The organism is candidate division KSB1 bacterium (assembly GCA_034506255.1).
Classification (GTDB): Bacteria; Zhuqueibacterota; Zhuqueibacteria; order Zhuqueibacterales; family Zhuqueibacteraceae; genus Coneutiohabitans; species Coneutiohabitans thermophilus.
This window is the reverse complement of record JAPDPX010000006.1, coordinates 299,581-312,028: the sequence shown is the minus strand read 5'-3', so window position 1 is coordinate 312,028 and position 12,448 is coordinate 299,581. Positions and strand designations below refer to the sequence as shown.

At 60.0% G+C, this 12,448-nt stretch carries 9 protein-coding genes; 8 read left to right on the top strand and 1 reads right to left on the bottom strand.

The genetic code is table 11. The features are described from left to right. Window positions 1-15: 15 nt before the first annotated feature. Window positions 16-297, bottom strand: a complete 282-nt coding sequence (locus ONB52_14320; GenBank protein ID MDZ7417309.1) for a hypothetical protein — start codon at window positions 295-297, stop codon at window positions 16-18. Between the two features lie 400 nt (window positions 298-697). Here ONB52_14320 and ONB52_14315 point away from each other — a divergent pair, with 400 nt between their 5' ends. The 8 genes from ONB52_14315 (at window position 698) to ONB52_14280 (ending at window position 12,319) form a co-directional block, all read left to right on the top strand. Continuing rightward, window positions 698-2,902 (top strand): DUF4331 family protein, encoded by a 2,205-nt coding sequence (locus ONB52_14315; protein ID MDZ7417308.1) that lies wholly within the window; start codon window positions 698-700, stop codon window positions 2,900-2,902. Window positions 2,903-3,215: 313 nt separating this feature from the next. Further along, on the top strand, window positions 3,216-4,445 hold the full coding sequence (locus ONB52_14310; GenBank protein ID MDZ7417307.1) for a tetratricopeptide repeat protein: 1,230 nt from the start codon (window positions 3,216-3,218) through the stop codon (window positions 4,443-4,445). Between the two features lie 1,446 nt (window positions 4,446-5,891). Beyond that, the gene (locus ONB52_14305) at window positions 5,892-6,467 is read left to right on the top strand and encodes an N-acetylmuramoyl-L-alanine amidase (GenBank protein ID MDZ7417306.1); all 576 of its coding nucleotides are present in this window, start codon (window positions 5,892-5,894) and stop codon (window positions 6,465-6,467) included. A 94-nt stretch (window positions 6,468-6,561) separates the two neighbouring features. Further along, a complete protein-coding gene (locus ONB52_14300) occupies window positions 6,562-7,884 on the top strand; it encodes a P-loop NTPase (GenBank protein ID MDZ7417305.1) in 1,323 nt (440 codons plus the stop codon). A 49-nt stretch (window positions 7,885-7,933) separates the two neighbouring features. Beyond that, window positions 7,934-8,227, top strand: coding sequence for a co-chaperone GroES (locus tag ONB52_14295; GenBank protein ID MDZ7417304.1), 294 nt, complete (start codon window positions 7,934-7,936; stop codon window positions 8,225-8,227). 307 nt (window positions 8,228-8,534) lie between these two features. Next, on the top strand, window positions 8,535-9,962 hold the full coding sequence (locus tag ONB52_14290) for a hypothetical protein (GenBank protein MDZ7417303.1): 1,428 nt from the start codon (window positions 8,535-8,537) through the stop codon (window positions 9,960-9,962). Window positions 9,963-10,002: 40 nt separating this feature from the next. After that, window positions 10,003-10,602 carry a flavodoxin family protein gene (locus ONB52_14285; GenBank protein ID MDZ7417302.1) on the top strand — a complete coding sequence of 200 codons (600 nt, stop codon included), beginning with the start codon at window positions 10,003-10,005 and terminating at the stop codon, window positions 10,600-10,602. Window positions 10,603-11,080: 478 nt separating this feature from the next. Further along, on the top strand, window positions 11,081-12,319 hold the full coding sequence (locus tag ONB52_14280) for an anion transporter (protein MDZ7417301.1): 1,239 nt from the start codon (window positions 11,081-11,083) through the stop codon (window positions 12,317-12,319). Window positions 12,320-12,448: the final 129 nt, after the last annotated feature.

Genomic DNA, 12,448 nt, shown 5'->3' with positions numbered 1-12,448 from the left:
AATTTTGCATCTTCTTTATTGCCTCCCTTTGCCTGAGAATAAATTCTCAGGCGCAAAGCAGAAACCGCCTGAAGACGGCTGCCCATCACTCGGTTGACAAGCCGGCCCCGGCGAGTTGAGTTTTGGGCCTGCGATTTCAATCGCAGACGGCAAGGGTAACACGACCGCTGCAAAATTCAGGTGCCAACCGGCGGAGCAGGCGCGGTGGCAGAAATTGCTTGTGCCTGCTGCTTTGGTTTTTTTCACGCACCATTCGACTGCGCTGCCCATGCCGTTGACCGTCGGTTTGATGGTCATACCCACCGCCGGAACTTTTCCGGCCGGGCAAACCGCGTCGCCCGCTGGCGCGCTCAACCGGCATGCCGGGCGCACCGTCGTTGTTGTTGGTTTGTTCCGATCGCGCTGGCGCTGGTGTGATCGGGCATTTTCGTGTTGCAGGGGGTGGCACATCCCCTGCTCGCCGGGCTGTCCCGTCCCGCGTGCCGCCTCCCGCCCGCTTTGAATCCGTTTTGCGAGGCACTTCGTATCTGAACTGAGCGTTGCGGGAAGAATGCCACAGGCCGCGATTGCTTGATCCCGGGATGGAGTATGCCCTGCTCGCATTACAGGCTGCGGTCCGGATCGCTGACTGCCGGCGCAGTGCGCACGCTTTGATCAATCTCACCAACACTCACCCAACAGCCAAGGAGAAGTGTGTATGCGGAAGTATTTGATTGCGCTGGCAACGCTGCTGGTCGCGCTGGTGTGGTTGCTGCACCACCAGATGCCGACCATTGAGGCCTCCAGCCATCGTGAGGCGCCGTTGATTGCCAACGATCCGCTGGCGGACAATACCGATCTGTGGGTGTTCCGCTCGCCCGATGATCCCAACTATGTGACGATCGTGGCCGGCTACATCGGTCTGGAGTTGCCCGAAGGCGGCCCCAACTGGGTGACTTTTGCGGAAGGCGTGCGCTACGAAATTCACATCAAGAACAAGACCTCAGTTGGCCCGCTGGGTTCGGCGAAAGACGACATCACGTATCGCTTTACGTTCCGTCAGCAAAACGAAGACCCCACCACGTTTTTCAACATTCGCCTGGGCAAACAAAATCTCAAAACGACCTACACGATGGAAAAGAGCGTGGACGGCGGCCTCACCTGGAACACGATGATCAGCAACGGCATCGTGCCGCCCAACAACATTGGCCCGCGCTCGTTCGAGGGCAGCCCGGCGGGTCTGGGCAAGACCTATGATCAGGTGGTGCAGGAGGCGATCAACACCAGTTCGCCCGACGGCGAAAAGGTCTTTTGCGGTCCGCGCGATGACGTGTTCTTTGTTGATCTCGGCGGTGTGTTCGACCTCGGCCAGACGCGCAGCGCATATGGCAGCAACGAGGCGGATCCCAACAACGCCCGCGATGCGGTGGCGGGTTACAACGTGCATTGCATCGTGCTCAACATCCCGATCAGCAAGCTGCAAAAGGATGGCAAAACGGCCGCGCAAGCCGCCAATATCCTGGATGGCGATTTCGTCATTGGCGTGTGGGCCTCCGCCAGCCGCCAGAAAGTCACCACCCTGCAGCCGGAAGGCCCGGGCTCCAAGCCGGCGTACAGCGGCGAATGGGTGCAGGTCTCACGGCTGGGCATGCCGCTCACCAATGAAGCCGTGATCCCGATCGGCATGAAGGACTATTGGAACGCGGTCACGCCCTACAGCGTCGATGAGCAGAACTTCATCCCCTACTTCGTCAATCCCGAGCTGGCACTCTACATGGATGACAGCCAGTTTGGCGGGGCGGTGCCGGCGCTCTCCCCCCTGCGCATTCAGACGCAATCCTATCCCGCCATTGGCGTGATTCCCGGCTACAGCACGCCCGGCTTTGATTTTCGCAACGGTAAAGACGGCGCCTTCGCCGCCGCCAAAATTCCCGGCATTGATTTCACCGGAACGGCACTCGCCGTGCCCACCGGTCCCAAGCATGCGAGTGTGCCGCTGCAAACCGCGCTCGTGGCGCCGGGTGAACCGCGGCGAATCGATATCTTTCCCATCTTCTATTTTGGCGTGCCCAATGCCATTCCCTATCAACTTGCCACCGGCAAAACCGGCGGCCCGCTCAGCGCCGGCAAACCCTTTATCAACAACTTCCTGCCCATCACCAACGACAACGGCGTGTTCTATGGCGGCGACATGCTGCGCTTGAACATGGCCGTGCCGGTGACCGCGCGCACCTCGGCAGAGTACAGCGTCAATGCGCGCTTTGGGCTGGTGCGGGCCGCCGTGCTCGGCCTGACCACCTCGCCCTACAACACCAATACCAACATCGAAGCCATTCCCCACATGGATGGCTTTCCCAATGGCCGTCGTTTGGAAGACGACGTCACCACCATTGAGCTGCAGGCAGTCGGCGGTTTGGTGTTGGCAGCGGTGGGCTTGCCCTTTGATGATGCCCTGCAAGCCAATTACTCGGATCTGGCTTCTGCCAAGCTGCTGGCCGAATTGCTCTACAATGCCGGGCCGACCAGAAACGATCTGCCGATTTCGACTGCGTTTCCGTATCTGCCCAATCCCCATCGCGGCTATGATTATGTCAAGAAGCTGGTGGCGGATGCGCCGACTTTGGTGCAAAGCCGCGGCCTGGGTCTCGGCGTACCAAACGGCTTTCTGCTCGAGCAGAATTATCCCAACCCCTTCAATCCTGCCACGCAGATCCAATATCATGTCGCACGGCCGGAAGTGGTAAAATTGAAGGTCTTCAACGCCATGGGACAGGAAGTGGCAACGCTGGTGGACAGACCGCATCAGCCCGGCACCTACACTGTCTCCTGGGACAGCAGAGGCTTCGCCAGCGGCACCTACTACTACCGCCTGGAGGTCGGCAATCAAGTCCTGCCCGCCAAAAAGGCGATCCTGGTGAAGTAACACAGTCGGGTGGTCTAACTCCCAAACCAACTCCTGCTCTTACTCTCACTCGGGACAATCCCCAGAGTAAGAGTAGGAGTGCTTGCCATCGGCAAAATGCAGCACAGACATCCTGTCTGCCGGCGGTCAGACAGCCTGCGCGAGGCGGGAGGTACGGCAAGCACGACACGCCCGCAGCGTGTGGATTGGAACGACAGAGGCGACTATGCGTCATTGGAACAGGAATCAAAAAATCGCGGCGGCCATTGCCGGCTTTCTGATATTATGGTTGGGGGCCTACTTGATCACTCAGCGGCCCGCAGCGGAGCCCCCCTTGCCCGGGCTGAGTCCGCGACCCGGTGCCGAGTTCCTCAACGCGCAGAAGGCAGTGGAGTATTATCAGTATGAGATTCGGCGCAAGCCGGAAATCGTGACGCACTACGTGCATCTCGCGGAGATCTTCCTGCAGGAGGCGCGCATCACCGGCCGGCACCACGAGTATGTGCCGCACGCGCAGCGCCTGCTCGCCGAGGCGTTGCGTCGTGATCCGGATCATTTCCTGGCGCTCGGCACCAAGGCGGCATTGCTGTTGACCCTGCATCAGTTTGCCGAAGCGAAGGCGCTGGCCGAGCAGGCACTGGTGCGCGCCCCCAAAACCGCCTTCCTTTACGGTGTGCTGTGCGACGCACTGGTGGAGCTGGGCGATTATGCCGGCGCCGTCAAGGTATGCGACGAAATGCTCAGCCTCAAACCGGATCTGCGTGCCTATGCCCGCGCCGCCCATCTGCGCGAGCTGCACGGCGATCTCGCCGGCGCCTGCCAGGTCATGAAAATGGCCTGTGACGCCGGCGTGTTCGGCCAGGAGAATCGTGCCTGGGTGTTGTATCAATTGGGCAAGCTTTACTTCATCCAGGGCAAGCTCGACACTGCCGCCTATCTTTACAACGGCATTTTGCAGGAGCGGCCGAATTACGCCTATGCATTCGCCGGCTTGGCGCAGGTTCAGGCCGCACGCGGGCAACACGCGCAGGCCGTCAACTTGCTCAAGCAAGCCTACCGCGCGACTCCGGATCACGGCTTTCTCGAACAGCTCGCCACACTCTATCGCGAGCAGGGCGACGCCGCCAGCGCCGGCGAAATGATTGAACAGGTGCTGGAAAATTTCCGGCAGCATGAAGCGCAGGGCTGGAACGTGGATCTCGAGTTCGCGCGTTTCTGCCTCGAACATGATGTGCACCGGCAGGAGGCCCTGCAGCGCGCCCGCCGTGAATATGAACGCCGGCCGGCTCATATCGAGGTCCTGGCCACTTATGCCTGGGCCTTGCATGGCATCGGCCAGACTGCCGAAGCCCTGCCCTTGATGGAACAGGCCCTGCGCTTGCGTACGCCGCGGCCGGAGTTTCACGTCCGCGCTGCCGTGATGGCCGAACACCTGGGACAACATGACAAAGCCATTCGCCACTTTGAAGCTGCCCTGGCGCTGCCCGCCGGCCTGCCCCTCAAAGACCGGCAATTTGCGCGACAGCAGCTTGCCGAATTGCAGCGCGCAAGCAAGTTGAGCTGACAGCCGTGTGAAAACGTTCCCCTCCCGGCGGAACCGAAGCTGTGGCGGTGAAAGCTCCGGCGATCTTGCGGCAACGGGCTGGCCGTGACAGGAACATTGTCACGGGGCTCCCGATCCCGAATGCACACGCTTCGAATTTCTCCCTCTATCGTGTTGGACTCTGCCGCGGCCGTCCTCTCCCGGCCCAGCGGCAGAGTCTTTTTCTGCCAAATGAACCGCCCAATCTGCCCATTCCCCTGCGTCCCCTCTGGCGGCATCGTTGCGGCTTTTCGCAGGAAAATGCGCTCCCGCGAAATGGCTTTTTGCGCGGGCGTTTTGCTTTCCCGGGCGGAATGTTTGTGTTTGATGTTGAGAACGACTCATATCTGCTCTCACGGAAACACCCTCCCACGAAAGTGCTTTTTCGCGGGACTTCGCTTTCGTGGGCGGATTTCGGAGTTTGATCTTGACATCGGGGGTGAATCTCTGCCTTGTTACCTGAATTTTGCATGCCGGCTTGCTGTTCCCTGGAAGAAATGGCGTGTGCACAAAGCGCCGTCAGTTGTTCCGCCCGAAGTCAAGCAAGGCTTTTTCGAATGTGGCCCGGCCCTGACTTCGAAATTCACCCGTTTGCTGAAGGCCTCACGGCTCCTCTCCCACGAAAATGGCCTGCCACGAAATGGCTTTTTCCGTGGGATTTCTGCTTTCGTGGGCGGATAATTTGTGTTTGATCCTAATCCTGAGGGTTGAAGGGCGGTTGTGCTGCCTGAATTTTGCATGCTGGCTTGCTCGAATCCTGAAGAAGTGGCGTGTGTGAAGTGCACCCCTGCCGGAGTTGACCGCACGGTGGCCGGCAAAATTTTATGCCGTATTCCTTGGGTGGTTGGGCGTCGCGATCAAATTGGCGTTCGATGCTGAATGAATCAATCTGGGTGCAAAATTCAGATCTCAAGAGATGGGGTGGGGGAGTTCTTGGGCCTTCATAAACCATGTTAACCTTGTCGAGCGGCTTCAAATCCTCCCACGGTTGCGGTCAGGAGTAAGGAGATTTCGTCTTTAGCTTGCGCTATTTTTACTTCCCGTCACTTCCCACAAGGCTGAGAGAGTATTCCAGCGCCGAATTTCCGCTTGACTTGCGGAGATCGCCAGTATATATTGGTTGCGGCTGAAGTTATGAAATGCAGGGCTGTGCTGTTTGCAGGAGTTCCTTTGATCAAACAAAGGACCTGTTCTTCTTCCATTGCAGCCGCATCCCGGCTAGGGCAAAATCCGCCGTCTTCCCACCCAGCCAGCCCCTGGGCTGAGGCTGCGTGTTGCGGGATGAGCGGAGGGAGAACGAGCTTGCGAAAAAGTAGAGGGCGATTCGAGGAGATTGAATCTGACTGACAACCACAAATACCTTGTTCAATCATCACGGAGTGGGAGTGTGCAGGCTGCTCAGCGGGGCACAAGTGAGGTTGCGTGATCATGATTATCGCGCTTGATCCGGGGCACGGTGGCATCTTCACCGGTGCCATCGGCACGGCACCCTACGAATTGCGCGAAAAGGACGTAACGCTCGCGATTTGCCTGAAACTGAAGGATCTGCTCAAGGCCGCCGGCCACAAGGTCATTCTGACGCGCAGCAGCGATGTGCACCTGGCTGAAAGCATAGCGGAGGATTTGCGCCGGCGTGCGGAAATTGCCAATCGCGCCGCGGCTGATTTGCTGGTCAGCGTTCATTGCAATGCGTTTTCCGATCCCAACCCCGAAGGCATGGAGACCTGGCATCGCCTGCATTCCCCGGCTTCGGAAAAGCTGGCGCGTGCCATCCAAGCCGCGCTGATGGCCAAATTCAGCAACCATCTCAACCGCGGGGTGAAGGCCAGGGATTTGTTGTTGTTCCGTCATGCCAATATGCCGGCATGTCACGTCGAGACGGAATTTCTCACCAACCCCGCCCAACTCGAGTTTCTTGCCTCGGAGTTCAATCAGGCGGCCATTGCCGGTGCCATCGCCGAAGGCGTGTTGCAGGTGGCCAAAGCGGCGCCCGCCCGCCGGTGAGTCGCCTTCCGCCCTGCCCTCCGCAAACGCGGCGTTTGGCAGTACTACCATTGGATGATTTCAAATTTTAGGACGCATGTGCACAGGAGAGCGAATGAGTCTGATGGATGACACCGCTGCGTGGAATGATGTCTTTGTCCGGGTGAACGACAAACAATACGGGCCGTTTTCCCCGCAGGAATTGCGCTCGCTGGCGAGCACGGGCGGCTTTCGGCCCTCCGATGAGGTGTGGGATGATGAAGACGGCCGGTGGGTGCCGGCCACGGAATTGCGCTCGCTGCAACCCTTGTTCGAGAGCGGGGCCAATGCCCCTTCTGAAGGCGGCAAGCGCATCATTGCCGTGGGCGGCGGCAAGGGCGGGGTCGGCAAAACCGTGCTGACCGCCTCGCTGGGGGTGGGCCTCGCCAGTCTGGGCAGGGAGGTGGTGCTGGTCGATGCCGACTTGGGCGGCGCCAACTTGCACACAGTGATGGGCATGCTCGAACCGGAACGGACCTTTCACGACTTTTACACGCTCAAGGTTGATCATCTCAATGACATTGCCCTGCCCACGCCGATTGCGGGGCTGCGCCTGATCAGCGGCGCCTGCGGCACGCTCGGTCTGGCCAATCCCAAATACGCACAGAAACTGCGCTTCATCAAGCAACTGCGCAGCATCCCGGCCGATTTTATCCTGCTCGATCTTGGCGCCGGTTCCTCCTACAACGTCATCGATTTCTTTCTGGCGGCGGATGAGGGTATTGTCGTCACCAATCCCGAACCGACCGCCATTCAGGAATGCTTCAACTTTCTGCGCGTTTGCCAACTGCGGCGTTTGCGGCTGGCGTTCCAGGACAATCCCGCGGTCACCGCCATCCTTAACGATGAAGAGGTGGACAAACCCGGCCGCCTGAATCTGACCACCAGCCAGTTGCTCGACAAGGTCCGCGCCGCGGCGCCGGAGGCCGGCCGGTTGATGCAGACGATGGTGGAATCCCAGCGCGTGAAATTGATTTTGAACATGGTGCGCGAGAAGGATGACCTCAAAGAGGGGCTGGCGATTCAAACCGCGGCCGCGGAGTTGCTCGCTCTGGAGGTCGATTATCTCGGTTTTGTCTCCCATGATCCGGCCGTGCGCACCGCGGTGCGCGAGTTGAAACCCTTCCTGCTGGCGGATCCCGGCTCGCCGGCCGCCCAGGATCTCGCCCGGCTCATCAGCGTCAAGCTGCTGGGCACGCATTCCGTGGTCAAAAGTTTTTGGGAAAAACGCCGGCTGCGCCGGCAGTTGCTGGAGCAGCGCGCGGAATATCCCGAGTTGCATTTGCAGGCACAGGCGCCGATTTGTTCAATCAAGTGCTTCTACTGGGATGACTGCGAATATCAAAACGGCGGGCATCCCTGTTCCGTACGCCAGCTCGAGCCGATCTTCAAATCCTGAAGTCGGCGTGGTGGAATAACTCTTCCAATGACTCACAAGGAGGTAGGTTATGGCATTCACCATTCGACCTTTGCATGATCGTGTGATGATCAAACGCCTGGAAGACGACGTCAAGAAGCACGGCAGCATCATCATTCCCGATACGGCCGCCGAGAAACCCATGAAGGGGGAAGTGCTGGCGGTGGGCAAGGGCAAGATCAGGAAGGATGGCACCCGCCAGGAATTGACCGTCAAGGCCGGGGACAAGATCGTATTTTCGAAGTGGGCGGGCGATGAGTTCGAATACGATGGTCAAAAATTCCTGATTTTGTCCGAAGACGACATTCTCGCCGTCATTTCCTGACGCGGCCGTCGCCGCAACCACTTTATTCGCCGCGGGGAGGCTACGGACAGCAGACGCAAGCCCGGGCTTGTCCTTCCGGCCGCTGCCTCCCGGCCTCGTCGCGGTTGTGATGATCCTGCCGGGGTAAGAATCCCGACGCTGGCCGGGAGAAGGGCGGCCCGCAGCCCCGCTCCCGGCTTTTGCCACCGGCCCCCCGCTTGACATTTCCCACCAAAGTCGCTATCATTACTGGCAACTCCCCCCGTGGAACACGCCCCATGTGACGGGGTACGCATTTCTGCCGTGCCACTCTGGGATGGGAAATCTCATGCTGCGACGACTTTTCGGCGATGATGTGGCGGAAAACGACGCCCACCTTTCCGAATACTTCATCGAAACGCCCGCGTATCGCATGGCCCTTTCCGGGGAGAAGCGCTTCATTGTCGGCCGCAAAGGCGCAGGCAAAAGCGCGATTTGCCAGCAACTGCAAAAGCAGCTCCCCAAGACCGGCGCGCTGTGTGTGCCCCTCTCGCCACAACGCATCCAGTTCACCGCTTTGAAAATGGACCTGCACGATCTCTGGCGCTGGGGCAGCGAGTCCGACGTGGTGCTGCAGCGCGTGTGGTATTACGGCCTGTTGTGTGAGACCGCGCTGGCCTTGGTGCGCTACAGCCGCAAGGAGCATGATTCGGAGTTTGCCAGGATTGCGGCATTCGTGCACAAGCACTACAACCACAGCGAGCCCAGCCCCTTTGCCCGCCTGCTGAAGACCGCGGCACTCTTTCTCGAACAGCTCGAACTCGGCATCGGGCCGGTGAGTGTGCGCCGCCCCGGGCGCAGCTTCGATCCCATTGCGGTGGAAACGGAAATGGAAAATCTGCGGGTGCCGCTCGCCAGCTTCATCGCGCGCCATCTGCCGCAGGGCGTTTATATTTTGATCGACAACCTCGACGAGGGCTGGGACAACTCCGCCGAAGCCAATGCCTTTGTGCGCGGCCTGTTGCTGGCGGTGTATGAAATCTGCCAGCCCAACATCCCGGTGCGGCTGATCGTCTTCTTCCGCGCTGACATGTACGACTCGGTGACGCGCCAATTCCAGCACGTGGACAAATACCGGCAGTATCAGGAGCACATTTTTTGGGACCACCGGGAGATCATCGAACTGGTGGCGCAGCGCATTCGTGTGAACCGCAAGATAAAACGCCCGCTGAGCGCGGTCGAAGTGTGGGAAACTGTATTCGAGCCGCATCCCACCCTCAGCAACGTGCCGGCTTACATCATCGAACGCAGCCTGCTGCGGCCGCGCGAGGTGCTGCAGTTCTGCCGGCTGGCCGCGGAGAAAGCCCATGGCCGGGGCCACGCCAAGATTACCGTTGAAGACATCCTCGGTTGCGAGCGCGAATACTCGCGCTGGAAAATCGACGATCTCTGCAATGAATTTCTCTTCTCCTATCCCGGCCTGAAGGAAAACGTGCTGCAGCGCTTTCTCGGCGGGCCGCCACGCTTTCCGGCGGCGCGCTTACGCAACCTGCTGGAGGAAGCACTCACCGACCCACGGCCGGCGCGGCGACCGGCCTGGCTGGAAAACATACGCAATGCCGACGAGTTGGCCCAGGTTCTTTATGACATCGGCTTTCTCAAATGCAGCAGCCACGGCAAGCACTGGCAAAGCGCGAAAGACCCGGACTACAACATCGCACAGGCTGAATCCTTCATCATACATCCTGCCTTCCGCAGCTACCTGCGCATCAGGTGAGCGGCCGTTTTCCGGCAATGATTCCGCACAAGGGAGCCCCATGACAACCGTTCTCGCTTTTTGCTGGCTCGCGCTGCTGGCGCTGCGCGGCGAGGTGCGCGGCCAGGACAGCGTGACCGTGCTCATCGTTTACCACTCCGAACATGGTCACACTGCGGCGCTGGCGGAAGCCGTGGCGCGGGGTGCGCGCCACGTGCGCGGCGCGGTGGTGGAATTGCTGCCGGTCGCGCAAGCCTCCCCCTCGAGGGTGCTCGCTGCCGATGCCGTGATTCTCGGCTGTCCGGTGCACAATGCCAATGTGACACCGGCGCTGCAAGCGTTCATCAACCGCTGGCCGTTTGCGGGCGCCCCGCTGCGCGACAAGATCGGCGCGGCCTTTGTCACGGCCGGTGGCATTTCCGCCGGTGAAGAACTGGTGCAGATGAACATTCTGCACGCCATGTTGATCTTCGGCATGATCGTGGTGGGCGGGCCGGATTGGCGCTCGGCCTTCGGCGCCTCGGCGGTCGTGGCAGAGGAGCCTTTCAGTGCAACCCGCGACTCAACGCTGGTGGCGGCGCCATTTCTCGTCAAAGGCGAGGCCCTGGGCCGGCGCGTGGCGGAGGTGGCGCTGCGCTGGCGGCGCGGTGGGACCCGTTGAAAGGCAGACAGTGCGGCGGGAATGACCACAAAAATGTCGTAACGCGGGCTTCCTGCCCGCCTGCAGAAGAGATGTCCGCGCTGCATTTTCATCGTCATGGGGGGCGAATGCACATGGCAAATTATCAAGAAAACTGTAGGAATGCCACGGCCGAGCCGTGGCCGATCAAATTAGGGAGCTGAATCGTTATTGGTTGCCACGAAAATACCGAACCCTCAGGGTCGGTGCCGGAAGGCACGACTACGGAAAGTCCATTTTCATCCCGATGGATGCCCATACCGGGATGGCAAATTTCCCCGGATAAAAGTCTGCCGACGGTCACTCGCGGGATTGAACGGCGGCGTGAGAAATCGTGCCATTGGCAAAGACGCGGTTGTCGGGAGATTTTTATCCCTTGCACTTTGCCCCCGCCTGCGGTTATTTTGTCCCGCCTTTGTTGCAAGCACTGAAGCCGTCTTTGATTCGTGTCAGCCTGCTCATGTCACTCAACTCTCTCGTCGTTCTCATCTTTGTCGCCACCTATCTCGGCATTGCCGGCGGCCGGCTGCCCGGCTTACAGATCAACCGCACCGGCATCGCCATTTTGGGTGCCATCATGATGATGGTGGCGGGTGCGTTGTCCGTGGAACAGGCAACGACCACCATCGACTATTCCACCCTGCTGTTGTTGTTCGGCTTGATGATTCTCTCGGCGCAATTGCGCGTGGCCGGCTTCTACCGGCTGGTGGCCCGGCAGGTGCTGGCATTTGCCCACCGCCCGTTTACGTTGCTCATCGGCATCGTGCTGGCCAGCGCCGTGCTGTCGGGCGTGTTTGCCAATGACATTGTTTGTCTCGCCTTCACACCGGTGCTGTGCGAAGTCGCGCAAACCGCGCGACGCAACCCCCTGCCCTACTTGATTGCCCTGGCCACCTCCAGCAACATCGGCAGCGTCGCCACCCTGATTGGCAATCCGCAAAACATGTTCATCGGCCAGATTTCCGGCCTGGATTTTGGACAATACTCGCTGTTGCTGGCACCCGTGACGCTGTTCGGGGTGGCGGCCAATGTGCTGGTGGTGCGCTGGATTTATCGCGCCGAATTCACCGCCGGCCACGAGCCCGCCGGTCCCGCCATGTTGCCGCACGAGCTGACGGCTTTCAAACCCGATTATCGCTCGATCAAGAAAACACTGCTGATCACCGGCTTGTTGCTCGTGGCTTTTCTGCTCGGCTGGCGCCGTGATCTGTGCGCGCTGGCCGCCGCCGCCCTGCTGCTGCCCTCGCGCCGCAATCCCTCCGAAAAATTGTTTGCGCTGGTGGATTGGAATCTCATCATGCTGTTCATCGCGCTGTTCGTCATTATCGGCACGCTGCAGCAACGCGGTCTGATGGCGCAAGCGCTCGCCGGTTTGGTCGGTGCGGGCATTCACCTGGACCAGCCCGTGGTGTTCGTCACGCTGTGCACGTTGCTGTCGAATTTGGTCAGCAACGTGCCCGCCGTGTTGTTGATGCAGGATATTCCCGGTGAAGCGAGCCGGCTGTGGTATTTGCTCGCGCTGGCGAGCACGCTGGCGGGCAACCTGACCCTGCTCGGCAGCATCGCCAATCTCATCGTCGCGGAAAAGGCCGCCAGCTACGGCATCACACTCTCCTTCCAGGAGTACGTCAAGGTTGGCCTGCCATTGACGCTGATCACTGTGACGGCCGGTACGTTGTGGATTTTGTTTGCCACCTGAGTCGGCACCCAAATGACACTCCTCCCCATCATCCCAAACCCCGGGCAGCCTTCCGGGTCGGCGGTGCCCGCATTTTGCCGGTGGTCTCCCGGCCTCGCCCGACTCCGGAGATGGCGACCTGCCGGTGGC

Coding starts and splice junctions, on each gene's coding strand:
- ONB52_14320 (MDZ7417309.1), bottom strand. CDS start 297: ATGACCATCAAACCGACGGTCAACGGCATGGGCAGCGCAGTCGAATGG.
- ONB52_14315 (MDZ7417308.1), top strand. CDS start 698: ATGCGGAAGTATTTGATTGCGCTGGCAACGCTGCTGGTCGCGCTGGTG.
- ONB52_14305 (MDZ7417306.1), top strand. CDS start 5,892: ATGATTATCGCGCTTGATCCGGGGCACGGTGGCATCTTCACCGGTGCC.
- ONB52_14300 (MDZ7417305.1), top strand. CDS start 6,562: ATGAGTCTGATGGATGACACCGCTGCGTGGAATGATGTCTTTGTCCGG.
- ONB52_14295 (MDZ7417304.1), top strand. CDS start 7,934: ATGGCATTCACCATTCGACCTTTGCATGATCGTGTGATGATCAAACGC.
- ONB52_14290 (MDZ7417303.1), top strand. CDS start 8,535: ATGCTGCGACGACTTTTCGGCGATGATGTGGCGGAAAACGACGCCCAC.
- ONB52_14285 (MDZ7417302.1), top strand. CDS start 10,003: ATGACAACCGTTCTCGCTTTTTGCTGGCTCGCGCTGCTGGCGCTGCGC.
- ONB52_14280 (MDZ7417301.1), top strand. CDS start 11,081: ATGTCACTCAACTCTCTCGTCGTTCTCATCTTTGTCGCCACCTATCTC.